Annotated in this window: 25 protein-coding genes and 2 pseudogenes; 15 read left to right on the top strand and 12 right to left on the bottom strand. The window is 61.6% G+C overall.

The features are described 5' to 3' along the window. Window positions 1–488: 488 nt before the first annotated feature. Window positions 489–1,203: pseudogene (locus ASG62_RS25550) on the top strand (IS5 family transposase). 1,195 nt (window positions 1,204–2,398) lie between these two features. On the opposite strand, the pseudogene ASG62_RS12275 reads toward ASG62_RS25550, so the two are convergent. After that, a pseudogene (locus ASG62_RS12275) lies at window positions 2,399–3,214 on the bottom strand (oxidoreductase). 53 nt (window positions 3,215–3,267) lie between these two features. Between ASG62_RS12275 and ASG62_RS12280 the strand changes: the two are divergent. Together ASG62_RS12280 and ASG62_RS26470 are read left to right on the top strand one after the other, a co-directional pair. After that, window positions 3,268–3,900, top strand: a complete 633-nt coding sequence (locus tag ASG62_RS12280) for a TetR/AcrR family transcriptional regulator (RefSeq protein WP_320409376.1) — start codon at window positions 3,268–3,270, stop codon at window positions 3,898–3,900. A 368-nt stretch (window positions 3,901–4,268) separates the two neighbouring features. Beyond that, window positions 4,269–4,700, top strand: a complete 432-nt coding sequence (locus ASG62_RS26470; protein WP_156382105.1) for a hypothetical protein — start codon at window positions 4,269–4,271, stop codon at window positions 4,698–4,700. A 62-nt stretch (window positions 4,701–4,762) separates the two neighbouring features. On the opposite strand, the gene ASG62_RS26475 is transcribed toward ASG62_RS26470, so the two are convergent. From ASG62_RS26475 to ASG62_RS25555, 5 genes are all read right to left on the bottom strand, one after another. Then, window positions 4,763–5,140 carry a hypothetical protein gene (locus ASG62_RS26475; protein ID WP_156382106.1) on the bottom strand — a complete coding sequence of 126 codons (378 nt, stop codon included), beginning with the start codon at window positions 5,138–5,140 and terminating at the stop codon, window positions 4,763–4,765. Between the two features lie 42 nt (window positions 5,141–5,182). After that, window positions 5,183–5,836, bottom strand: a complete 654-nt coding sequence (locus ASG62_RS12285) for an acyl-homoserine-lactone synthase (RefSeq protein ID WP_056695985.1) — start codon at window positions 5,834–5,836, stop codon at window positions 5,183–5,185. Between the two features lie 79 nt (window positions 5,837–5,915). Further along, on the bottom strand, window positions 5,916–6,656 hold the full coding sequence (locus ASG62_RS12290) for a helix-turn-helix transcriptional regulator (RefSeq protein WP_056695984.1): 741 nt from the start codon (window positions 6,654–6,656) through the stop codon (window positions 5,916–5,918). A gap of 48 nt (window positions 6,657–6,704) precedes the next feature. Next, a complete protein-coding gene (locus ASG62_RS12295; RefSeq protein WP_244487613.1) occupies window positions 6,705–6,968 on the bottom strand; it encodes a helix-turn-helix domain-containing protein in 264 nt (87 codons plus the stop codon). Window positions 6,969–7,258: 290 nt separating this feature from the next. After that, a complete protein-coding gene (locus ASG62_RS25555) occupies window positions 7,259–7,546 on the bottom strand; it encodes a MarR family transcriptional regulator (RefSeq protein ID WP_320409377.1) in 288 nt (95 codons plus the stop codon). Window positions 7,547–7,701: 155 nt separating this feature from the next. On the opposite strand from ASG62_RS25555, the gene ASG62_RS25560 reads away from it, so the two are divergent. From ASG62_RS25560 to virB11, 12 genes are all read left to right on the top strand, one after another. Continuing rightward, the gene (locus ASG62_RS25560) at window positions 7,702–8,229 is read left to right on the top strand and encodes a hypothetical protein (protein ID WP_082537302.1); all 528 of its coding nucleotides are present in this window, start codon (window positions 7,702–7,704) and stop codon (window positions 8,227–8,229) included. Between the two features lie 3 nt (window positions 8,230–8,232). Continuing rightward, window positions 8,233–8,916 (top strand): lytic transglycosylase domain-containing protein, encoded by a 684-nt coding sequence (locus tag ASG62_RS12300; protein WP_056695980.1) that lies wholly within the window; start codon window positions 8,233–8,235, stop codon window positions 8,914–8,916. Window positions 8,917–8,944: 28 nt separating this feature from the next. Further along, complete coding sequence (locus ASG62_RS12305) at window positions 8,945–9,247, top strand: TrbC/VirB2 family protein (RefSeq protein ID WP_056695978.1); 303 nt, start codon at window positions 8,945–8,947, stop codon at window positions 9,245–9,247. Window positions 9,248–9,250: 3 nt separating this feature from the next. Further along, window positions 9,251–9,589, top strand: a complete 339-nt coding sequence (locus ASG62_RS12310; RefSeq protein WP_056695976.1) for a type IV secretion system protein VirB3 — start codon at window positions 9,251–9,253, stop codon at window positions 9,587–9,589. Further along, on the top strand, window positions 9,561–11,948 hold the full coding sequence (locus tag ASG62_RS12315; protein WP_413814202.1) for a VirB4 family type IV secretion/conjugal transfer ATPase: 2,388 nt from the start codon (window positions 9,561–9,563) through the stop codon (window positions 11,946–11,948). The genes ASG62_RS12310 and ASG62_RS12315 overlap by 29 nt, the downstream gene beginning before the upstream one ends. Before the next feature lie 8 nt (window positions 11,949–11,956). After that, window positions 11,957–12,652: a P-type DNA transfer protein VirB5 gene (virB5, locus tag ASG62_RS12320; protein ID WP_056695971.1), complete on the top strand. Its 696-nt coding sequence runs from the start codon at window positions 11,957–11,959 to the stop codon at window positions 12,650–12,652. Next, window positions 12,649–12,891 (top strand): EexN family lipoprotein, encoded by a 243-nt coding sequence (locus ASG62_RS12325; protein WP_056695969.1) that lies wholly within the window; start codon window positions 12,649–12,651, stop codon window positions 12,889–12,891. The genes virB5 and ASG62_RS12325 overlap by 4 nt, the downstream gene beginning before the upstream one ends. Before the next feature lie 2 nt (window positions 12,892–12,893). Then, window positions 12,894–13,835 carry a type IV secretion system protein gene (locus ASG62_RS12330; RefSeq protein ID WP_056695967.1) on the top strand — a complete coding sequence of 314 codons (942 nt, stop codon included), beginning with the start codon at window positions 12,894–12,896 and terminating at the stop codon, window positions 13,833–13,835. A 341-nt stretch (window positions 13,836–14,176) separates the two neighbouring features. Further along, complete coding sequence (locus ASG62_RS12335) at window positions 14,177–14,848, top strand: virB8 family protein (RefSeq protein ID WP_056695965.1); 672 nt, start codon at window positions 14,177–14,179, stop codon at window positions 14,846–14,848. Further along, window positions 14,845–15,705: a P-type conjugative transfer protein VirB9 gene (gene virB9, locus ASG62_RS12340; RefSeq protein WP_056695963.1), complete on the top strand. Its 861-nt coding sequence runs from the start codon at window positions 14,845–14,847 to the stop codon at window positions 15,703–15,705. The genes ASG62_RS12335 and virB9 overlap by 4 nt, the downstream gene beginning before the upstream one ends. A 10-nt stretch (window positions 15,706–15,715) precedes the next feature. After that, on the top strand, window positions 15,716–16,897 hold the full coding sequence (virB10, locus tag ASG62_RS12345) for a type IV secretion system protein VirB10 (RefSeq protein ID WP_056695959.1): 1,182 nt from the start codon (window positions 15,716–15,718) through the stop codon (window positions 16,895–16,897). After that, a complete protein-coding gene (virB11, locus tag ASG62_RS12350) occupies window positions 16,894–17,913 on the top strand; it encodes a P-type DNA transfer ATPase VirB11 (protein ID WP_056695957.1) in 1,020 nt (339 codons plus the stop codon). The genes virB10 and virB11 overlap by 4 nt, the downstream gene beginning before the upstream one ends. A gap of 13 nt (window positions 17,914–17,926) precedes the next feature. On the opposite strand, the gene ASG62_RS12355 is transcribed toward virB11, so the two are convergent. The 6 genes from ASG62_RS12355 to ASG62_RS12380 all read right to left on the bottom strand — a co-directional run bounded on the left by ASG62_RS12355 (window position 17,927) and on the right by ASG62_RS12380 (window position 21,817). Then, the gene (locus ASG62_RS12355) at window positions 17,927–18,226 is read right to left on the bottom strand and encodes a hypothetical protein (RefSeq protein ID WP_056695956.1); all 300 of its coding nucleotides are present in this window, start codon (window positions 18,224–18,226) and stop codon (window positions 17,927–17,929) included. A 77-nt stretch (window positions 18,227–18,303) separates the two neighbouring features. Continuing rightward, the gene (locus ASG62_RS12360; protein WP_056695955.1) at window positions 18,304–18,621 is read right to left on the bottom strand and encodes an AzlD domain-containing protein; all 318 of its coding nucleotides are present in this window, start codon (window positions 18,619–18,621) and stop codon (window positions 18,304–18,306) included. Then, a complete protein-coding gene (locus ASG62_RS12365) occupies window positions 18,618–19,358 on the bottom strand; it encodes an AzlC family ABC transporter permease (protein WP_056695953.1) in 741 nt (246 codons plus the stop codon). Before ASG62_RS12365 ends, ASG62_RS12360 begins: the two co-directional genes overlap by 4 nt. Next, complete coding sequence (locus tag ASG62_RS12370; RefSeq protein ID WP_056695952.1) at window positions 19,355–20,215, bottom strand: class I SAM-dependent methyltransferase; 861 nt, start codon at window positions 20,213–20,215, stop codon at window positions 19,355–19,357. The genes ASG62_RS12365 and ASG62_RS12370 overlap by 4 nt, the downstream gene beginning before the upstream one ends. Further along, window positions 20,196–21,080, bottom strand: coding sequence for a pyridoxal-phosphate dependent enzyme (locus ASG62_RS12375; RefSeq protein ID WP_056695950.1), 885 nt, complete (start codon window positions 21,078–21,080; stop codon window positions 20,196–20,198). The genes ASG62_RS12370 and ASG62_RS12375 overlap by 20 nt, the downstream gene beginning before the upstream one ends. After that, a complete protein-coding gene (locus tag ASG62_RS12380) occupies window positions 21,071–21,817 on the bottom strand; it encodes a serine O-acetyltransferase (protein WP_056695949.1) in 747 nt (248 codons plus the stop codon). The genes ASG62_RS12375 and ASG62_RS12380 overlap by 10 nt, the downstream gene beginning before the upstream one ends. Window positions 21,818–21,850 lie beyond the last annotated feature (33 nt).

Below are 21,850 nucleotides of genomic sequence, written 5' to 3' on the forward strand. Positions count from 1 at the left end.
TTGCTCTTTGACAGGAACGAGGACTATCGCGAGGTACACCTACGCTCAAGCCTGAAGTTAGCCGCCACGCGAGTTCATCAGACGTAGCGCCCAAACCCGACCGCCGCCTCTCCGACAAAACGGGGTCCACTCCAGTTCAGAGCTCAGGTGGTTGTCAGCTGACAACTCTAGCTCGATCGCTGCTTGCCGGAGCAGGAAGACTACTCGGTCCAGAAATGTCTCAGAACGGCGACACGCAGGGCAGTCGGAACTTTGGGTGCTGGGCACCAACCATCAATTATAGCGTAGTCGTGGATGCGAGCAAACATTCTCGAAATCGTCGGAAGTGTGCGAATGTTTTGTACGGCAAGTCGTCCTTTCCAGCGGCGCATGCGGTTTATGCCAGATCCGACTCGTTCACGATCACGCTCCCTCTGCCCGTCCGCCAGCCGAAACAGATCGCTTATAATCAGGCTCCTCACGGAGCTTGGGTAAGATCGCCGCCCTGGCTGCGTCCGTTCTCTCTCAGGAGCCGTGGCAAGCCCAGGGTCGATGACCGGCGGGTTCTGAGCGGTATCACCTTCGTCAATCGCGACCTGCTCTGCTGGCGGGATGCACCGAGGGACTATAGTCTCGCCAAGAGGCTCTACAATTGATGGAAGCGCTGGAGCACGATGTGCATCTTCGTACGCATGATGGAAGGGTTGGCTGCTGCGGGGGCCGAGCCGAAGACGGTGATGATTGACGCGACCTGCGTAAAGGCGCACCGCGCGGCGTCGAGCTTGGCGGTCAAAAAAGGGGCTTGGGCGACTGATCGGCCGCACCAAAGGCGGCATGAACACCAAGGTCCACGCCGTCACGGATGCAAGCGGTCGCCCCTTGAGCCTCTTCATGACCGCCGGGCAAGTTAGCGATTACACGGGAGCGGCCGTTCTGCTGGACGATTCGCTGAAGTCGCAGTGGCTGCTCGACAATCGCGGTTATAATGCGGACTGGTTCATAGATGCCTCGCCGGCGAAACGCATCCGGGCCTGCATTTCCGGTCGCAAATCGCGGTTTGAGCCCGTCAAATACGACAAGCGCCGCTACAGGCGCCGCAGCCGCATCGAGATCATGTTCGAACGCCTAAAGGACTGGTGACGCGTCGCCACCTGTTACGACCGGTGTTCGACCGTCTTCTGCTCGGCCATCGCGCTCGCGGCTACCGTTCTGTTTTGGCTCTAACCGATGACCTGACCCTTGTCCGGATCGGCGGCTCGGCCTCCATGAAGTTAAACATTCCGTCGATCGTATTAACGATGTAGGCGCCGATCTGCTCGACGATGAAACCTAGCGGCATCATTGCGAAAGGCGAGCCGCCAGTCAGGCGACAAAGCGGTGGACCTCATTAGAATACAGATATGTCGACATCAAACCGGGCAGTCGAAAATCTTGAGGGCGTCTGATACGCAGCAGACATGGAAGCAAAGTCGCGGATCCGTCTCAAATGATCTGGCCGCAGTGCAAATGCTCCACGAATGACGTCAACGGAGGGCGAAGGGCTTTCGGCCTGGTAACAAACAAGCCGATCGACAACAGGCAGCCGCCTCTCAACCAAAGATCCCATATCATTACCGCGGTCGGACTAAATCTCAGTCAGCCGGCTTTCAGTTTAGGCCTTTTACAGACAGTGGCCGCGTTATCGTCCCGCACGCTCTGGAGCGTTCGTTATTCATGCAAATTTTGGGGCACTCTCAACCCTGTTGGGTGAGAACTAAGGAGTGTGCTCATGCGAGCCACAGGACGATTGAAATCGGCGCCTATGGCCCCGCGGTCCCGCGATCTGCATCATTCTGTGAACCAACTTGAGCGGCCCCAAAGTGTCGCTCGGCGGAATGTCGATGCAGGATTGCAAGCAGTTGCGGACGTTGCTCACCGACGGGGTTGGCGAAAAAAAGCGTCTACTAAGGCTTGGCGATCATAATGCGCGCTTGGCGCAATATAGACTCCGGCCTGCCGATGCTGAGCGGACGGCACGGTGAGATTTCCTATCGAACCCTAAGGACCGATCAGTCAGCGCGAGCTCGGCATTGAAACAGTGCTCCTAACGGCGCGCGGCTTTGATCGGATCCCATCCCTCGCAAGCGGCCTGAACTGCATCAACAGGCTGGAAACGTAACCGCACAACGCGGCGACGAATGGAACGACAATCACTGTGCCACTGAGCGGAGCGACCTATGACACGGTAGCGATACCGCTCGTGTTCTTACATTCAATCTGACGTTCAGTCGGCTGCTCTTAGAAAGCAATGCTCTCCGTTGCTTGGGCTCCCCCGTTGGAACCATGCCAGGATTGTCGAAGGCTGTTCAGATTGACGCCAATAAGGCGATCAGGATCGCCTCGGGCGATGCGCCGTCAGCGACTCCGGGGGAGGGGGCAATCAGTTCGGCATGCCGAACTGCTGGCGTAGGGCCTTGTCGAACAGCCCAGCGGGCATGAAACGGCGGAGCAGGCCCACCTGCCACGCAACCTTGCCGACGGGGTAGCGCAGCCGCTGGCTCCGGGCCGTGGCAGCGAGTAGAACGGCCTTCGCGACGTCCTCGGGCGTATCGGCCGTGAGCTTGGACTTCTGGTAGAACTCGTGAACCCAGGCGCGCCCCGCGTCGTAGTCACCGATCTTGGAATCGGGCTCGAGCGAGCTGCTGTCGAACGAGCCTTGGACGGTGCCGGGCTCGATCAGCGAAACGCGCACGTTGAAGCCGCGGATCTCGTGGTCGAGCGATTCCAAATAGCCTTCGACCGCATATTTGCTGGCGCCGTAATAGGCCGAGAACGGCGCCGGCACGAAGCCGAGCGCGGAGCTGAGATTGATGATGCGGCCTTCGCGTCGATGCCGCATCGACGGCAGGACCGCGTTGGTCATCCGCATGACGCCGAAGAGATTGACGTCGAACAGGGTCTTGATCTGATCGATCGAAGACTCTTCTGCACCCCCGAACAAGCCGAGGCCAGCATTGTTGACAAGAACGTCGATCCGCCCGGTCTTCGCGATAACCGTCGAGACGATCGATACCACGGAGGCTTCGTCCGTCACATCGCAGGGCAGCATTGTGATCGGGCCCGTGCTCTAGCCAACGGTCTTGCGGCTTGTGCCGAAGACCGTGAAGCCGGCCCGCGCCAACTCGCCCGCACTCGCTCGTCCGATCCCGGACGAGGCACCTGTGACAAGAGCGACCCTATTAGAACTGAAGGCCATCGCACTCTCCAAAAGGCCGGAGCTCCCGACCGAGACCCAGCATTGGATTATGATTGCTTATTCTTATTATTTACGTAATGCAACGACCCGAACCTGGAGGAGCGAACATGCGTTATGAGAAAGGCCGCAAGGACGCCTCCAAGCGCCGGATCTTGGAGGTCGCGGCGCAGCGGTTTTGCACCGACGGCATCGCCGCGACGGGCCTTGCCGGCATCATGAGTGATGCGGGCCTGACCAACGGCGCCTTTTATCCGCACTTCAAGTCGAAGGCGGCGCTGGTCGGCGAGAGCATCGCGTCCGGCATGGAGGGTCAATCGGCGTGGCTGAGCGATCACTTGGCGGCCGGCGGGATCGAGGCGGTTATCGCAGCTTATCTGTCGCCCGAGCACCGCGACCACCCGGGCCTCGGATGCCCGTCCTCCGCCCTTTTGCCGGAGCTCGGCCGCGAACCGCCCGTGACACGCGCGCTCTACACCGATCACTTCCTCGCCCTCGCACGGCAGATCGCCGGAAAGCTCGACCCGGATCTGGCGAACCGGGACGGGACGGCGATCGCCCTCTTCGCGACGCTGATCGGCACGATGCAACTGGCCCGGGCCATCGACCGGCCCGACGTCTCGGATCGAATCCTCGCCCACGGCGCAGACGCCGCCCGCGCGCTGGCGAGGCAAGGTATATTCGCATGACGGTATCGCGACCGGCGGATGATGATCCAAGCGGCGAGGGCGGGTGACTGTACGGACCGACCGACGACCCGGAAGATTCGTCGGCCTCGACCTTGGATGCCGGCTCTTGGCTGGGCAGAACCGACTGGAGCTTCCCTTGAACACTTTGACAACGCTGCTACGTCGCCGAGGTAAAGTCCAGCGGCGGTGCTCGATAGAGCTTCCTTTCAACCCACATGAGGCAGAAGACGCATAGGATCTACTGCGAAAGGGAAGGATAATAAATTATCGTTGGGGTGCGATCCTCGCGAGCGGACACACACCGTCAAGCGGCTCGCCGGGCGGTGCGTGGAGGATCTGATGGTTGCCCCCGCGCGCAAGGCGGGGGCATGGCGCAAGAAGCCTTCGCCCCCTCGCTGATCTTCGAGGCCTTCCCCGAGCTTCGGTTCAAGCCGGCGACGCGCTGCGAGAATGCTTGCGCCTCCGGCACGGCTATTATCCCTGCCGACATCCCGGCCATCAAAGCGGGGCATACGCAAACCGTTCTCGTGATCAGTGCGGAGACGATGACCTTCCAACTTATCCCTAGACGTGATCCGCGCACTTGGCTGCGCCGGCTATTAAAACGATCCGGCGGAGGCCAAGCTAAGCCTCCCGCAGTTCTACTACCTGGACATCGACGCCTATTCCGGACCCTCGGCGATGCGTCCGCGACCCTGACCACCACCGCCGTCAAGAACCATGCGAAAACGCTTCGCAATTCGCGCGCCCTGGATGCATTGCGACGTCAAGCTTGCCCTCTGCAACACGGTTTCGAATGAGAAGCCGCTGGTCGCCGCGCCTTCAGACGAACATCGTTTCTATCTCATTCGATCTGTATCACTTACCAATTACGCGTCGCCCGCCGCCACGCCTCCAGAAAATATTGCTCAGCGACCGCGACTTTCATGATCCCGCCAGTCATCTGCGAAGCGCGCTGAATTGAGATCAACCCAATACTCTGGAGAGCGTCCAGTTTGTCTTGTTGTGATGCAATCGGACCAACAGCCCGTTCCAAATCATCGATAATGACGCAACCAGATCGGGTTTCCAGATCTGCAATTGTAAGAAATAGGCCGATCGCTTCGCAGGCAAAGTTAGCACTGACAAATTTGCTACGTAGCATCGAGAAAGCTGAACCTATAAGTTCATGGCTGATGCGATACGATCTCGTTTTGTCGAATTCTGACACAGCACTTTCCTCAGCGTGGAACTTCAGCACGGTAAAGCTCCGCGCTATAGGAGGATGCTTAGAAGATTACCGTCAGGCGGCGTGTTCGATTTCGCTGTAGCCATCTTCGAGAACAGTCACTGGAAGCGCGCCAGCGCGCCTTAGACTGCTACGCATATCGTCGTCGGTGCCAAACAAGCCGGCGTAGGTCATCACCTTTCCGATGCGTGTCGGCACTCCGATCACCTCCGCCGTACAGTCTGCCGACCTGAAAATCCGTGCCATCCTGGCATCGTAGACTGACACAACAAACTCAACGCCGGCCATTTGGCACACTTCCACAATGCCGTAGAGTAGCTCCAGTGTGACTCGATTCAGCAGCTTACCCGCTACTCCGTCAGTCGCCCTGTTCGAAAGGGTCGGATCGATCGAGAAGCGCGAACTCTCCCATATGACGGGGCTTTCGACGATTTGTCCGCTGGGAAGTAGCTGCGGAAAGACATCTCGAAGCATGTTCGGCCCGGTCGTCATCAGCAGCCGGACCGACCCTCGCACCACGCCAGTCAACGGATCGATAGAAAGTAGATACAGCGGCTCCTCATCGTCGAACTGATCCACCTCACGGCCATTTACGACATGAACATCCCATCCGAGCCGCTCATGGAAAACGGCGGCGCGGATGCGATGCATCTGGTCCAACGCCTCAGCGTGAATTTTCTGCTGTCCGGGTTTCACAACTCTGATCAACGTCGCATCTCCTTGGTTAAGTGAGCGACGTCATTTCGATCCGTTCATGTCGTAAGAAAACTCGGCGAAAACGCCAAGTTTACAGCCGGGGCATAAGCAGATTGTAATTCAAGGCTTTTGCAACCGCTTGCGTCGTTGTCACTACGTTCAATTTCTTGCGAGCATTCTCAAGGTAGGCGCGGACTGTTCGATCTGAAAGATTCAGGATTGTGGCGCAATCTTCTGCTGACTTACCTTCAGCGGTCCAGATTAGGCACTCAACCTCTCGGCTGCTGAGAACGATGTCGTCCTGCTCTGCATGTTGAAGGCGCAGCACCATCTCATGAAAGAGCATGGCAAGAACTTGGAAGTCACGCATGTAGAGTACTCGCATCTCCTCCCAAGCCGCTGCGGACAGATCGCTGGTAATCGAAAACAATGCGCGCTCTCCCCGTCGGCCGCGAAGAGGGATGGTCAGTCCGCGTTTTCCGATGCCAAACTCAGAGGCCTCGCCGAAAAACCGTTTGAGCTTTGCCTCTCCGTTTGAGAATTGTCCCCAATCAAATGGCAACATTTGTATGAATCCATTCCGGATCGCGGGATCAATATCGACGAAACGTCGCGCCTTGTAGTGTTCCACCCAGTCTAACGAATACGTAACTTCAAGATAGGGTTCGCTGAGCGGCGTTCCCGGCATATTGACCGCGAGGTATGCAATATGGCGCAGCTCATAGAGCTTGATAACTTGTCTGAGGAATGCCTGAACTCCATCCGCAGAGTCGATGGATGCGAGCTTTTCCAACATCAAGAAATACGTCTGATTGCGCGGCGCGACGACCATCCTAAACTCCCTAGTCGCGGATCATACGCCGTGAGCCGTCAGAGATGGCTACAATTGATCTTTATCCGTTTCCGTCAGCAACGCGGCCGGGGTCACGTTCAGATTGATAGCAATCTTGACAATCATATCCAATGACGGATTGCGGACGCCGCGTTCAATGCCGGATATATAGGTCCGATCAATCTTCGACTCGTCGGCAAATGCCTCTTGCGACATTTTCAGAGCTAGTCGGGCCGATCTGACATTCTTGGCTATGATTTTCCGATACTTCTCCATTCCGCGATTCCCATAGAATGCATCCTCATCGTCCACAGACTGATCGTCTCATTTTTAAGGGTAGGGCTGACGGAGGCCCCCATCCACCTTCACCAAATTGAATGCGCGATCGCGAGCCAAGACCCTCGCAGCGTCAGACAGACCGATCTCAGCGGCAACTAACGTGGGTCTGGAAAATGGATGCGCCGCGAGATTCTGCGAAGCAGTCCTCGCTGCCGCAAAATGCACCCACAGCTCCAAAATCGAGTATCTTGTCTGGAAATGAACCCAGCCGCAGCATCACAAAATAGCTCGGCACTACTGTCTTAAGCCTGCGCTGGCGTAATTTACACGTTATCGAAATGGCGCAAGCGATCAAAGATCGATTCAGGAATATGAAACAGTCGTGCCCTGCCGCGACCCATAGAGTTCGTTGTTTTGGTTTCCACTAACAGTCCGCGTAGAACCAGAAAAGCCACAGCTTCATCAACGCCACCGCGAGTTAACCCCGTCGTTTCCGTAATGTTGGCGACCGTCAACGGCTTATTGCCTATGTGCATATCATACAGCACCGTCATCATTCCGACTTGCTTCAGCCTCGAAGAAGCTGTCTCGTCGTCGAGCGGCTTATTCATAATCTCCCGTAAGATAATCGCTGCAAACGATAGGCTATGCCACTGGCCGTCGAATTGACTTGGCATCGGTTTAAGCGCCCTGTATGAAGCGATTAAGAGGGCTGCAAAATGCTAGGTCTCTGGTGGTTCTGAGGTCTTCCGCAGGGGTGTCGAGCATGAAATTCACCGGTGTCCGAACTTACTTCGCGCTTGTCGTGGTCGCTTCAGCCTACATGATTCTGAGCAGTCGTGCGCATGCGGATGAATGGGGCTGCGAAGTTATTCTTTGCCTTTCGAACCCCGGCGGGCCAACGCAGTTCGCCGCCTGCCGCCCTCCCATCGAGAAGCTCTGGCACGAGCTCGCCAAAGGCCGTTCGTTCCCGACCTGCCGCGGCGTCGGCTTCTCCGCATCACAGCCAGGCGATGAGCCTTACTACTGCAACACGGGTTTCCGCCTGACGTCCCGCTACGGTGTAGAAAACCGAGAAGCCGCGTGCGTTTCGCTCGCGCCTCGTGAGGTCAGCAGTTCGCGATGCGCCTTACGCGATAGCGGTAGGGAACGCCGGATGCCGGCTCGCTGGGTACGAGACGGGGATCGCCTAGTTTGCAAGGCGACGGTTACGACGGCGCCGAACCGCCGCGACAAGCCCCGCTTTATCGACATCACCATCGAAGGCCAAAGTCGGCAGCGCGTCTGGTTTTAATCCATGCCGATAGCCTTCGCAGACATTGCGCAGAGTTGCGCGCCCCTGATCCAGATCGAGATCCTCGCCGCCGTCGTCGGTGTCGAGAGCGGCTTCGATCCACTGGCCATCCGGATCAACACCGACGCGCCGCGCCCCGAACGACCGCAAAGCAAAGCCGAAGCCATCGAGATCGCCACGACGCTCGTTGCAGAAGGGCAAAGCGTCGATCTCGGTCTTGGCGGCGTCAGCAGCTACGATCTGCCCAGCCTCGGTCTTTCGCTAGCCGATCTCTTCGATCCCTGCCTCAATCTCAAAGCCACGGGCACGCTTCTTGATCGCTATTACCGTGCCGCGGTCGCGACCGGTGCGATGGACGGGGAGGCCGAGGTCGCGATGCTGCGGGCCTACTATGGACAAGGCGACGCACAGATCGGTGCCATGGTCGGCTACGACCGGCGGATCACTGACGAACAACGGCGTCTGGCCGGCAGGCTTTCATCGCTGGAGCTCGAGAACAGCGGTGGAGCAGGGAAATTGCCGACCCGCGAGGCTCAGGACCAGACCTCACGCGGTTCGCAAGGACTTAAGGAAATCGCGGCGGCCGCGAGCGCGGATGTGCAACCGCCTGATCCGACAGCCCCCATCCAAACCTGGGACGTGTTCGGCCAATCCCGGCAATCCATCGTCCTGATATTTTCTCGATAGCGTTCAGTAGCAGAAGGAGTGAGCACCCATGGTGCAGAGAACCCGAGCACGATCGTTCGCCGCCGTCGCAGCGACGACCATCCTTGTCAGTGCCGTCATGATGGAGCCCGCCTTCGCGCAGGCCGGCGGCGGCATCGAGACGACGCTGCAGAACATCGTCACGCTTCTGACCGGCAACGTCGCGCGCCTGCTCGCGATCATCGCCACCATCATCGTCGGCATCGCCTGGATGTTCGGCTATCTCGACCTGCGCAAGGCCGCCTTCGTGGTTCTCGGCATCGGCATCATTTTCGGCGCGACCGAGATCGTCAACACGCTGGCCGGTGGCTGACCCATGACGGTAAGGATCGCGCTCGAGGAGGACACGCTGTTCCTCGCCTGCACACGGCCGGCGATGATCGCCGGCGTCACGATGGAGGCAATGGGGATCAACATGATCCTGACGACGGTGCTGTTCATCGTCGCGGGCTCGGTCGTTTACGCGCTCGTTGGTGTCGTGCTTCATCTCATCTTCAAGGCCGTCGTCAAGCACGACCACAACATGTTCCAGGTGCTGCTGGCCTGGATCGACACGCGGGGCAGGGCGCGTAACGGCGCGATCTGGGGCGGCTCGACGGTGACACCCCTCAAACTCGTCCGCCGCTATGACGCAAGGGATCTCGCCCTTGCCTAGAGCTGCGATCATCAGAGCCAGAGAGATCGAGCCCGAGGCCTTCATCCCGTATGTCCGGCATGTCGACGACAGCGTGATCGCACTCGACAGCCGCGCGCTCATGGTGATGATCGCGATCGAGGGCGTCTCGTTCGAAACCGCGGACGCAATCGACCTCAACGCGCTCCACCGCCATCTCAATACGCTCTATCGAAACATTGCCGACGAGCGCCTGGCGCTGTGGACCCATGTCATACGCCGCCGTGACAACACCTATCCCGACGGCGCCTTCGCCAATCAATTCGCAGCGCGCCTCGATGCCCGCTACCGAGAAAGCATGATCCGCGAGGAGCTGTTCCGCAACGACCTCGTCCTCACACTCATCTGGCATCCCGGCCGTGATCCGGCCGAGAAACTCGCAAGCCTCATGTCGCGGCTGCGCGGCGCCCGCCGACAGGGGAAGGAACTCGATCAGGACGCGCTGAAGAAGCTGCGCGATGCCGTGATCGACATCACCGCCGGACTGAAGCGCTTCTCGCCGCGCGTCCTGTCGCTGGTCGAGATCGACGGGATTGTCTTTTCCGAGCCGAGCGCGGTCCTCCATCAACTCGTCGGTGGCAGACCGGAACCCGTACCCCTCACCGAGGGCCGGATCTCGTCGGCCATCTATTCCGACCGGGTCATCATCGGCCGCGAGACGATCGAGATCCGGCATGAGGGCACGAGCCGCTATGCCGGCATGTTCGGCTTCAAGGAATATCCAGCCCGCACTCGCCCAGGCATGCTCGACGGTCTCCTGACCGCGCCGTTCGAGTTCATCCTCTCCCAGAGCTTTGCCTTCGCGTCTAAATCGGACGCTAAGGCGATCATGGCGCGCAAGCAGAACCAGATGGTCAGCGCCGGCGACCGGGCGAGCTCCCAGCTCGACGAGCTGGACGATGCCCTCGACGATCTGGAGTCCAACCGCTTCGTGCTCGGCGAGCACCATCTGTCGCTCGCCGTCTTCGCACCGAGCGTGAAGGCGCTCACCGACCATCTGGCGAAGGCCCGCTCGCATCTGACCAATGGCGGCGCGGTCGTCGCGCGCGAGGATCTGGGTCTCGATGCGGCCTGGTGGGCGCAGCTGCCCGGCAACTTTCGGTTCCGGGCCCGCTCCGGCGCGATCACGTCCAGGAACTTCGCGGCCTTCGCGCCCTTCCATGGCTATCCCACCGGAACCGCCGATGGCAACGAATGGGGCCCAGCCGTCGCCATGCTGAAGACGGCGTCGGGCTCGCCCTTCTACTTCAACTTCCATCATGGCGATCTCGGCAACACCTTCGTCTGCGGCCCGTCCGGCTCGGGCAAGACCGTGATCCTCAACTTCATGCTGGCGCAGCTCCAGAAGCACGATCCGCACATGGTCTTCTTCGACAAGGACCGCGGCGCCGATCTCTTCGTGCGCGCCGCCGGCGGCACCTATCTGCCGCTGAAGAACGGACAACCGACCGGCTGCGCGCCGCTCAAGGGCCTCGACTTGACGCCGGCGAACCGGATCTTCCTGGCGCAATGGGTCGGCAAGCTCGTCAGCTCGCGGTCGCGCGAGCTGACGGTCACCGAGACCCGAGATATCGCTGGCGCGATCGACGGTCTCGCAGACCTAGTCCCGGAGAACCGCACGATTGGTGCGCTGCGGAGCTTCCTCAACAACACCGATCCAGAAGGTATCGCTGCCCGGCTTCGGCGATGGGAGAGGGGAGGGCCGCTCGGCTGGGTCTTCGACAATGAGGCCGACGAGATCGGCATCGGCGCGAAGTTCCTCGGCTACGACATGACCGACTTCCTCGACAACGACGAGATCCGCACGCCGCTGATGGCCTATCTCTTCCACCGCGTCGAGCAACTGATCGACGGGCGGCGGATCATCATCGTCATCGACGAGTTTTGGAAGGCGCTGGCCGATGAGGGCTTCCGCGATCTCGCGCAGAACAAGCTGAAGACCATCCGCAAGCAGAACGGCCTCATGCTGTTTGCGACCCAGAGCCCGCGTGACGCAATCGCCTCGCCGATCGCCCACACAATTATCGAGCAGTGCCCGACGCAGGTGTTCATGCCGAACCCGCGCGGCAACCGCGCTGACTATGTCGAGGGCTTCAAGCTGACGGAGACGGAGTTCGAGCTTCTGGCGCGGGAGCTGTCCTCCGATAGCCGGCGCTTCATCGTCAAGCAGGGGCACGACAGCGTTGTTGCCGAGCTGAACCTGTCCGGCTTCGACGACGAGCTCGCGATCCTCTCGGGGCGCACCGCCAATGTCGAACTCGCCGAGACGATCCACGCCGAGGTCGGAGACCGACCGGAGGACTGGCTGCCGCTGTTCCAGCAGAGAAGGTGTGCAAGCTGATGCGACGAATGAAGGGTTCCCTCGTCGTGGCTATGATGGTCGCGACCGTCACCGCTCCGGTCAAGTCCGCCGCTGCCCAAGGCATTCCGGTCATCGACCAGACAGCGATCCTGAAGCAGATCGAATCCATCACGCAGCTCAAAAGCCAGCTCGACGCGCTGAACCAGCAGATCAGCCAAGCCGAGCAGCTCTACGGCTCGCTGAACAAGCTGACCGACATGGCCGACGTCGCCAACCTCCTCAACCGCCCGGAGATCCGCAAGGCCTTGCCGGAGGACTTCGCCAGCATCGAGGGCCTCCTGAAGGGAACCGGCGAGGGCGTGTTCGGCGAGAGCGCCACCCGGCATCTCGATGAGAACACCAGCTACCGGTCGGAGGCCGAAGACTTCTACGCCAAGGAGCTGACCCGGACCCAGAAGCGCAATGCCGGGCAGATCACGCTCGGCGAGCAGATCTACGATGCGGCGACCAAACGGATCGATGGCATCGACCAGCTGCGAAAGAAGATCGGGTCGGCGGGCGACGCCAAGGAGATCGCAGACCTGCAGGCCCGCCTTCAGGCCGAGAGCGCCTTCCTGCAGACGGACGTCCTTCGCATGCAGGGCCTGCAAATGATGCAGCAGGCGCAGGTCCAGGTCGACGAACAGCACAAGGCCGAGGACTGGCGAAAGCGCATGGACACGATCGGGGCGGCCCTCAAATGAGAACGCTTACCACCATCGTCATGCTCGCCATCGGGCTCGCCGGATGCTCGGAGGCAACGCCGCCGGAGCGCATCTACACGGTCGACGAACTCGTCGCGGATCAGGCGCTCGTGGCCGATCAGATTGCGAAGTGTCGGAACGATCCGGGGGCGCTCCGTAACACGCCGAACTGCGTCAACGCCGAGGCCGCCGACGGCAAGTCGCGTCTGGAGCGCATGCGCAAGGCGCTGGAGGGTTAACGATGTACACCGTCTTCGCCTTCCTTGACGATCAGTTCCGAACGCCGCTGGAGACCTTCGTGTCATCCGGCACGTCGAACATCGCCGCCTGGATCGCGGGACCGCTGACCGTGGCGCTAACGCTCTATGTCGTGCTCTACGGCTTCCTGATCCTGAGGGGCTCGATCAGCGAGCCGATCATGGACTTCGCCTTCCGCGCCATCAAGCTCGCCATCATCCTCATGCTCGTGCGCAACGCGGCCGACTACCAGGCCTATGTGACGGATGTCTTCTTCGACAGCCTGCCGCGCGGGATCTCAGCTGCGCTGAACTCCGGCACGGCGCCGAACGCCAGCACCTTCGACAGCCTGCTCGATAAGGGCCAGAAGTCTGCCTACGACATCTGGTCGCGCGGTTCCTGGCCGGTCGACATCGTGACGGGCATCGGCGGGATGCTAGTGATCGGGGCGAGCTTCGTCGTCGCCGCCATCGGCTACATCGTCTCGCTCTATGCGCGCCTGGCACTCGCCATCGTGCTTGCGATCGGTCCGATCTTCGTCGCGCTCGCCATGTTCCAGGCGACGCGCCGCTTCACCGAGGCCTGGATCGGCCAACTCGTCAACTTCGTCATCCTGCAGGTCCTCGTCGTCGCCGTGGGGTCGCTGCTGATTTCCAGCATCGACACGACCTTCACCGCGATCGAGGCCTATAGCGACGTGCTGATGCGGCCGATCGCGCTCTGCGCCATCTGCCTTGCCGCCCTCTACGTCTTTTATCAGCTGCCGGGCATCGCCTCGGCGCTCGCGAGCGGCGGCGCGTCGCTGACCTATGGCTACGGCACGGCCCGCGATGCCCACCAGGGTTCGATCGCCCGCAGCGCGGTGCTGGCGGGCCGTGGCACGGTCATGGCCGGTCGCGGAGCCCGCGCGGCCGTCCGCAAACTCCTCACCAAGGGGGTTGCCTGACCCCATGCCAACAGTTCGAAGTCCAGAGTCCCTCATGTCCTTTTCAAAAGTTCTCATCCTGTGCGTTGCAGCCACGCTCACTGGCTGCGCGTCGATCTCCTATCCGCTTCCCAAATGCGATGGTGCCGCGAAGCGGCCGCTGAACCGATCCATGTGGCAATGGCAGGAGGAGAGGGCAGGGGTCTCCCGCCAGGCAGCGCAGACAGCAGAGACAGCGCCGGGCGTTGCGGTCGCGCCCCTCCATTACGCGGCAATAGTGCCGACCCCGGCGGCCGACCATCCAGCCCTTACCACCTTCGATGAGGCAGGCTCCCGCCGCGCCTGCAGGGCGGGGTAGGGCGATGGTCACCTCCGACACCCTGAAGGCCTATTTCGACAGAGCCCGCCGCTTCGATCAGGACCGCCTCTTGCGCGTTGAGCGTTCGGCGCGGATCGCCTGGGGCATCGCGACCGCGGCCAGCACCGTCGCGGCGCTCGCCGTCTTCTCGGTGGCGGCACTGACCCCGCTGAAGACGGTGGAGCCCTTCGTCGTCCGCGTCGACAATTCGACGGGCATCGTCGACGTCGTCTCGGCCCTAACCTCGACGGCCGGGACCTATGACGAGGCCGTGACCAAATACTTCGCCGCCGGCTACGTCCGGGCGCGAGAGGGCTACGTCCAGTCGGAGGCCGAGGAGAACTTCAGGACCGTCTCGCTTCTGTCGAGTGCGGCCGAGCAGACCCGTTTTGCCAGCCTTTATCGCGGCGGCAATCCGGACTCGCCGCAGAATCTCTATGGCCGCGGCGCGACTGCAGAGATCACGGTGAAGTCGATCTCCTTGATCTCCACCGAGGTCATTTCCGTCCGGTACATTCGCACCGTCGCGCGCGGCGAGGAGACCACGACAACCCACTGGGTCGCGACGCTGACCTATGCCTATACCAATGCCCCGATGTCCTCGACGGACCGGCTGACGAACCCGCTCGGCTTCGTCGTCAGCGAATACCGGGCCGATCCGGAGGCCATCCAATGAGACCATCCCGCTTCATTCTACGTTTCCTAGCCGCTGTTCTCTTGCCTGCGACAGCCAATGCCCTGGAGGTGCCACGGGGCGCAGACGGAGACAGCCGCGTGCGCTTCGTCAACTACCAGCCTTACGACATCACTCGCATCGTTGGTTCGCTGCGCTCTTCCGTGCAGGTCGAGTTCTCCCCCGACGAGGAGATCGCCCATGTGGCGCTCGGCAACACGGTCGCCTGGGAGGTCGCGCCTGCCGGCAACATTCTCTTCCTCAAACCCCGCGAGAACCAGCCCGTCACCAACATCTCGGTCGTCACCACACGCCGCGACGGCTCCAAGCGCAGCTACCAGATGGAGCTGATGGTCCGCGACGGATCGGTCGAAGCCGGGCAGAACACATACTTCTACGTCAAGTACCGTTATCCCGCCGACGAGGCCGCGCAGAAGCGCCTGGCCTCCGCCGCGCGCGTGGAGGCCGCGAAAGCCGGTGAGGCCGACGCCGTGCTCGGGATCCATGAGCAGTACGGGCCGCGCAACTGGCGCTATGCGGCGCAGGGCTCGGTCGCGATCGAGCCGCAGGCGGTCTACGACAACGGCAAGATCACCACCTTCGCCTTCTCCGGCAATCAGGAGATGCCGGCGATCTATATCGAGAACAGCGATGGCGCCGAGACGCTCGTGCCGAAATCCGTGACCGACGATCTCGTGCTCGTTCACGCCGTCAGCCGCAAATTCATCCTGCGTCGCGGCGGCGACGTGCTGTGCATCTTCAACGAGGCCTATTCACCGACCGGCATCAATCCCGGAACCAACACGACGTCGCCCTCGGTCGAGCGCGTGGTCGCCGTGCCGGCGTCAGCGCCACGATAGGGAAGGGATCATGGCAGACGAAACCGAAACACGGATCGAAGGCGAGCGCGCCGAGACGCCGACGGCGAGACCGGCCGAGAACCAGCTGGCGAAACGGGGACTCGTCGTCCTTGCCGTCGTCGCCTTCATGGGCTTTGCCGCTTGGTCGCTGCGCTCGGGGACGCCTCCGGCAAACGACGCGCCGCCCGAGCGGGTCGTCCAACGCCAGACCCGCGACTTCGAGCCGGCAAAGCCAGAACCTCAGCCAGCCGTCCAGCCGGTACTCCCGGTTCCGTTACCGACGCCGATGGAGCCGCAGAGTGCGCCCGTCACGGATGAGCTGCTCGATTCCGCCCGGCGTGCCCCTGTCATGGCCTTCGGCGGTGGCAGCGCCGGCAGTTCGTCCCGACGGGATGCCACACCCGTTGATGCGGACGAGAGCGCCGATGGTGCCTTCCAGCCTTTCCGGGCCGCCGGCTTCGGGGGCCAGGGGCAGGCCGAGAACGAGGACCAGCGCTTCAACCGGATGCTGACGCCGACGCAGCTGGAGGGCTCACGCGCCGGTTATCTCGGCAACCGCAACTTCATCGTCGCCATGGGCACCTCGATCCCCTGCGTGCTCGAGACGGCCATGGCCTCCGACCAGCCGGGCTTCGTCAGTTGTGTCATCAATCGCGACATCCTCTCCGACAATGGCCGCGTCGTGCTCATGGAGAAGGGCACCCAGATCGTCGGCGAGTATCGCGGCGGTCTACGCCGTGGCCAAAACCGGCTGTTCGTGCTGTGGAACCGTGCCAAGACCCCGACCGGCGTGATCGTGACGCTCGCCTCGCCCGCCACCGATGCGCTCGGCCGTGCCGGCTTCGACGGTCATGTCGATACCCACTGGTGGGAACGGTTTGGCAGCGCGCTTCTCTTGTCGATCGTCGGGGATGCCACATCCGTTCTGTCGCAGCGGCTGCAGGACCAGGATATCGACATGGAGGGAACGACGAGCGCCGGCAAGGATGCAGCAGCCATTGCCGTCGAGCAGTCGATCAACATCCCGCCGACACTGAACAAGCATCAGGGCTCGCTGGTCTCGATCTTCGTCGCCCGCGATCTCGACTTCTCGGGCATCTACCGCCTGCGCATCACCGAACCGCGCAACACGGTCTACGACCGCGCGGTCTCGGGCGACTTCCGCCGCCATTCCGATCTCGTCACCAAATGACGGGCGGGGCTTCGGATGCGAGCGTTGTCCGGCAGTTGCTCGCGCCATTGTCGGTGTTCCTGAACGATCCGTCGCTCTACGAGATTGTCGTCAATCGGCCGGGTGAGGTTCTGACCGAGGGCGCCGGTGGCTGGGCGCGCCACGAGGTGCCGGAGCTGACCTTCGACAGACTGATGCGGCTGGCGCGGGCGGTGGCCAGCTTCTCCAGCCAAGCGATTGACGAGGCGCATCCGCTTCTGTCCGCCACCCTTCCGGACGAGGAACGCATCCAGATCGTCATCCCGCCAGCGGTGACCAAGGGGACCGTCAGTCTCACGCTCAGAAAACCTTCTTCGGTCTCCCTCAGCCTGAGCGAGCTCGACGATGCGGGTCTGTTCTCGGACATCGTGCCCATGACCACCGGGATCGCCGGAGACGACGCCGAACTCCTCGATCTTCACCGATCCGGCCGGGTCGCGGCCTTCCTCGAACAAGCCGTTCTGGCCCGCAAGAACATCATCATCTCAGGGGCGACCGGCTCGGGCAAGACGACGCTGTCGAAGGCCTTGATCCAGCATATCCCGACGACCGAGCGGATCATCACCATCGAGGACACGCCGGAGCTCGTCGTGCCCCAACCGAACCATGTGCGGCTGTTCTATTCCAAAGGCGGGCAGGGGTTGTCGAAGGTCGGACCGAAGGACCTTCTGGAATCCTGCCTGCGGATGCGCCCCGATCGCATCCTCCTGCAGGAGCTGCGTGATGGCACGGCATTCTACTACATTCGCAACGTGAACTCCGGCCATCCCGGCTCGATCACCACCGTCCATGCGGACTCCGCTCGGCTCGCGTTCGAACAGCTGACACTTCTGGTGAAGGAGTCCGAAGGCGGGCGCGATCTCGCGCGCGACGACATACGAGGCCTTTTGAAGGAGCTGGTCGATGTCGTGGTTCAGTGCAAGCGCGTTGGTGGGCACTTCCGGGTGACCGAAGTCGCCTTCGATCCCTTACGCTCAAATAAGCCTGTCGGCGACTGACTGGGATCAAATGTTACGGTTCGTATTTCCAGGCTAACATCAGGGCCGGCTCGGCGAGAGAATCGACGAGCGTCACCGCCAAGGCCACCTTGATCCCCATGAACACCTCGGGATCCTCAGCCTTGATCTCGATCCAGAGGGTTGATCCCACGCATCGCAGCTTCGCCTGACCACCCGCGAACCTGACACGATAGCCGAACACGTCGAACTGGACATCCTCGGCAACGGACGGGACCATTCCATGGAGCCGTTCGAGCCGGACTTCCGTCGCCTGGCAGTTCAGTTCTATGGAGAACTCGACGGCGTCGGTCATAGCGCCTCCTTATCGTTGGAGCGGAAACGGCGAGGGTGCTTGGACAGGGAAAGCGCGGCGGCACACAGCCCTCAGGTTCACAGAACCGCGCTGAAACCCATGAAACCAGCGACGCCAACGGCAACCGTCAGAAACAGGCTGCGCGAGACGAGACCGACGATCCCGGCTGCCACCGCGGAAACCAGCGTAATGCTGACGCCGGAGGGTGCGATTTCCGGGTTGGAGAGCAGGTCGGCGACAATCAGGGCGGTCATGATGGCGACCGGGATGAAGGCAAGCCAACGCCGGATCAGGATCGGCATCTCGCAACGGGACAGGAACACGATCGGAAGCGAGCGGACAGCGATGGTCACAAGCGCGCAGGCTCCGATGACGGCGATCATCGACATGTTCATGCGGAGACATCTTCTTCGCGGCGAAGACCGATTACGACGGCGGTTCCGGCCGTTGCAGCCAAGATCGTCGCGACCAGGATCGTGGCGTTGGCATCGATATGGCCATGCATGACCGCGACGATCGCCATCGTCACCAAGATAACAAGCATGTCGACGAGCTTCGTCCGGCTTGCGAACCAAGTGACCGTCAGCAGACCGACGAACATCGCAGTCAGGCTGAACCCCAACCCCTTCGTGATCGCCTGCGGGATCGACGATGCGAGCACGGCGCCGCAAAGGTTGGCGAAGATCCAGTTCCCGTAGGCCGTGACGTTGAGACCAAGCAGCCAGGAGAAGGGAATTCGGCCATGCGTCTGCGCGCGCTGGGCCGCCACGCCGAATGTCTCGTCCGTCAGCAGCGCTCCGGCCAAGAACCGTTCGAACAGCGGGCGTCCCTGGAAGAAGGTGGCAAGATGGGAGCTCATCAGGACGTAGCGCAGGTTAACCAGCAGCACGCTCATGACGATCGCCCATGCGCCAGCGCCTGCCGCGTAGAGCGAGTAGAACATAAACTGGGCCGAGCCGGCATAGAGAAGCCCTGCCAGAACACCTATCTCCATCAGGGAAAAGCCAGCGACGGAGCCGATGGCACCGGCGGCGAAGCCGATGCTCCAGTAACCGAGGATGGTCGGGCCGCAGGCGACAACGCCAGATTTGAACGAGCTCTCATGGGGGCGGGTTTGCTCGGCGACTGTCATGACAGTCTCCCGACGATGATTTGGGCCGCCATCGGCAGCTCGTACCCCCCGCCCACGATCGAGAACCGTTCCGCGATCATGGTGGCCATGGACGTTCGGATGCGGGCCTGGACTTCCGTCGTTTGCTCACGTAGACGGGCGCCCGACCGCACCGATCCTTGGATCTCGGCGTTGAACAGATCATCGACGTGGGTGAGCGACCACGGTAGCGTGACGAGCGACGAGGCCTCTTGGCATTCCTCGAACCCGGCGTGGCGAAGCCGATCGCGACGAGCTTCCGTGTCCGTCAACTGATGATAATTCGGTCCGACCGGAACGGCGGTCTGGCCCTCCGCTTCGAGGGCCAGCGCGCGATCGAGAACATCACCGGCGCAATTGACGTCGTTGCCGGCCCAGATCGTGAACGCGCAGATGCCACCGGGACGAAGGACGCGCGCGAACTCGCTCAGAACCCTCCCGGGATCGGAGAAATGCTGCATCCCGAAGTTCGAGACAACGGCATCGAAGCTGCCGTCGGGAAACCGCAGGCTGTGGGCGTCGCCGACCTCGAACCGGATGAACGGATGGAGCCGGCTGGCCTGCCGGATCATCGCCGCGGAAAAGTCGATCGCGGTGACAGTGGCACCGAGCTTGCGGGCATCACGGGCGACGTATCCCGGTCCCGTCGCCACGTCGAGCAGGTCGCGGTGTTCGATGGACCCAAGCGCAGCGAGCAAAGGCGGCACGAAGGCGCCCGTGACGTGCCCCCAGACGTGGTGATAGGGCGTCGCCAGCGTCTCCCAGCCACGATGCTCGAAATCCCGGAACGCATCGAGGCCAGTGTGATGTTCGGCGATATCAGGCAACCTGTGCGACATCGAGATATCCTTCTCCGCCGTCATAGGCGATCGTGACGATGAGCTGGTCGGGGTGGTCCGCTGCCAGCCGCTTTGCGAGAAAATAGTTTCCGCCGGCCGACGGGCCGGGATAGAGGCCGGTGTTGCGCGCAAAGAGCCTTTGCCCCGTTGCAGCCTCGGCATCGGAAACGGGTGCGATCTCGTCGATCAGTCCGAGATCGAGAAGCGGCGGCATGACGCCGACGGCCGTGCCCTTCTGGATATGATCACCGAAGACGCCGCCTCGGTAGCAGCATCGCTCGGGCTGGTTCAGGACGATGCGCACGTTTGCAAAACGCGCCTTCAGGCAACGCCCGATTCCGTTGGCGCTGGCGCCGGTGCCCGCCCCGACGACGAGAATGCAGCCCGTGAAATCGTTGATCTCGGAGGAAAGCTGAGCCGCCAGCTCGGGCCCGGTCTCCAGAAGATGCGCTTCGAGATTGGCGGGATTGTTGAACTGATCCGTGAAGCAATAGGTCTCCGGCTGGTCGGCCAGAAGCTGGGTGATCACTTCGCGCGGCTGAAAACCGGCTTTGAGAAGATCAACACCGACGAGGTTCGCCCCGTATTCGAGGCAGAGCGCGCGTTTCAAGGGCGAGAAGCTGAGCCCGACGACCAGATCGACGGCGATGCCGTGCTTCTGTGCCTCGAACGCCAGGCCGACGCCAAAATTGCCGCCGCTCTTCTCGAGGATTCGCCGGCTCCCGCCGGGAACCAGATCGCCAAGCTCCATCGCACGACGGATGACATGGCGGGCCGCGCGAGATTTGTGGCTCCCTCCGAGATTGAAGAGCTCGAGTTTCGCCCGAATGTTTCTCTGGGGCGATATCAACGGCGTTACGGGCATCGCTCGGCTCCCGCGCTGGAGAACGTACCGATGATCGCTGGGGAGGAGGCAGCGTAGATCGCGTGAGCCGGCTTGTTGACCACCCGGCTTCCGGCAGGAAGATCCGTGGTCAGGGTAACGTCCGAACCGATGAAGCAGTCGTCGCCGATCACGACAGGCCCGAGGATCCGGGATCCACCGGAGATCTGGACACGGTCGCCGATCGTCGGATGGCGCTTGCCATCAGATGCGTCTCCGATCGCGCGGCCGCCCAGAATGACGTTGTTGAGGATGTAGGCGTCGTCCCCGAGCTCAGTGGTCTGGCCGATGACGGTGCCCCAACCGTGGTCGATGCAAAGGCGGGCACCGATGCGCGCCTCCGGATGGATCTCAATGCCGGTCAGGGACCGGGCGGAAAAGCACAACCGCATGGCGTCGACCTGAAGCTGGTCCCAAGGCTGGTCCAGCTGCAGAAGCCCGCTCGCGAGGCGATAGTGGAGGACAGCGCAGAAGGTCGAATGGATCGAGATCTGGCATTCGATCGGCTTGTTCCGTATGGCTGGATCGCGCAACCGGGAAGACATGAGGTCGTCGATCGCAGCGCGGCAAGCCGACGCCACAGCATCCGCGTAGCGATCGACCTCGTAAATGCCTGCGTTGCGGAACGCGACGAACGCAAAGTCCCCGATGATCTTCCTGGCATTGCGGGCCTCTTCTTCCGCTGTTCGCCGGATGGATATGTTTCTCCGTTTCAACATTCGCCCCCACTGATCAAAATCACCCTCAGGAGT

Origin of the sequence: Aureimonas sp. Leaf427 (assembly GCF_001425485.1) — a bacterium.
In the GTDB taxonomy this organism is placed as follows: domain Bacteria; phylum Pseudomonadota; class Alphaproteobacteria; order Rhizobiales; family Rhizobiaceae; genus Plantimonas.

Bases quoted from the DNA above. Each gene is read 5' to 3' on its own strand.
- ASG62_RS25555 (WP_320409377.1), bottom strand. From the start codon at position 7,546: ATGAATAAGCCGCTCGACGACGAGACAGCTTCTTCGAGGCTGAAGCAA.
- virB9 (WP_056695963.1), top strand. From the start codon at position 14,845: ATGAGACCATCCCGCTTCATTCTACGTTTCCTAGCCGCTGTTCTCTTG.
- ASG62_RS12360 (WP_056695955.1), bottom strand. From the start codon at position 18,621: ATGAACATGTCGATGATCGCCGTCATCGGAGCCTGCGCGCTTGTGACC.
- ASG62_RS25560 (WP_082537302.1), top strand. From the start codon at position 7,702: ATGAAATTCACCGGTGTCCGAACTTACTTCGCGCTTGTCGTGGTCGCT.
- ASG62_RS12380 (WP_056695949.1), bottom strand. From the start codon at position 21,817: ATGTTGAAACGGAGAAACATATCCATCCGGCGAACAGCGGAAGAAGAG.
- ASG62_RS12305 (WP_056695978.1), top strand. From the start codon at position 8,945: ATGGTGCAGAGAACCCGAGCACGATCGTTCGCCGCCGTCGCAGCGACG.
- ASG62_RS12375 (WP_056695950.1), bottom strand. From the start codon at position 21,080: ATGCCCGTAACGCCGTTGATATCGCCCCAGAGAAACATTCGGGCGAAA.
- virB5 (WP_056695971.1), top strand. From the start codon at position 11,957: ATGAAGGGTTCCCTCGTCGTGGCTATGATGGTCGCGACCGTCACCGCT.
- ASG62_RS12365 (WP_056695953.1), bottom strand. From the start codon at position 19,358: ATGACAGTCGCCGAGCAAACCCGCCCCCATGAGAGCTCGTTCAAATCT.
- virB11 (WP_056695957.1), top strand. From the start codon at position 16,894: ATGACGGGCGGGGCTTCGGATGCGAGCGTTGTCCGGCAGTTGCTCGCG.
- virB10 (WP_056695959.1), top strand. From the start codon at position 15,716: ATGGCAGACGAAACCGAAACACGGATCGAAGGCGAGCGCGCCGAGACG.
- ASG62_RS12290 (WP_056695984.1), bottom strand. From the start codon at position 6,656: ATGGTCGTCGCGCCGCGCAATCAGACGTATTTCTTGATGTTGGAAAAG.
- ASG62_RS12355 (WP_056695956.1), bottom strand. From the start codon at position 18,226: ATGACCGACGCCGTCGAGTTCTCCATAGAACTGAACTGCCAGGCGACG.
- ASG62_RS12370 (WP_056695952.1), bottom strand. From the start codon at position 20,215: ATGTCGCACAGGTTGCCTGATATCGCCGAACATCACACTGGCCTCGAT.
- ASG62_RS12335 (WP_056695965.1), top strand. From the start codon at position 14,177: ATGGTCACCTCCGACACCCTGAAGGCCTATTTCGACAGAGCCCGCCGC.
- ASG62_RS12330 (WP_056695967.1), top strand. From the start codon at position 12,894: ATGTACACCGTCTTCGCCTTCCTTGACGATCAGTTCCGAACGCCGCTG.
- ASG62_RS12325 (WP_056695969.1), top strand. From the start codon at position 12,649: ATGAGAACGCTTACCACCATCGTCATGCTCGCCATCGGGCTCGCCGGA.
- ASG62_RS12300 (WP_056695980.1), top strand. From the start codon at position 8,233: ATGCCGATAGCCTTCGCAGACATTGCGCAGAGTTGCGCGCCCCTGATC.
- ASG62_RS12310 (WP_056695976.1), top strand. From the start codon at position 9,251: ATGACGGTAAGGATCGCGCTCGAGGAGGACACGCTGTTCCTCGCCTGC.
- ASG62_RS12315 (WP_413814202.1), top strand. From the start codon at position 9,561: ATGACGCAAGGGATCTCGCCCTTGCCTAGAGCTGCGATCATCAGAGCC.
- ASG62_RS26470 (WP_156382105.1), top strand. From the start codon at position 4,269: ATGGCGCAAGAAGCCTTCGCCCCCTCGCTGATCTTCGAGGCCTTCCCC.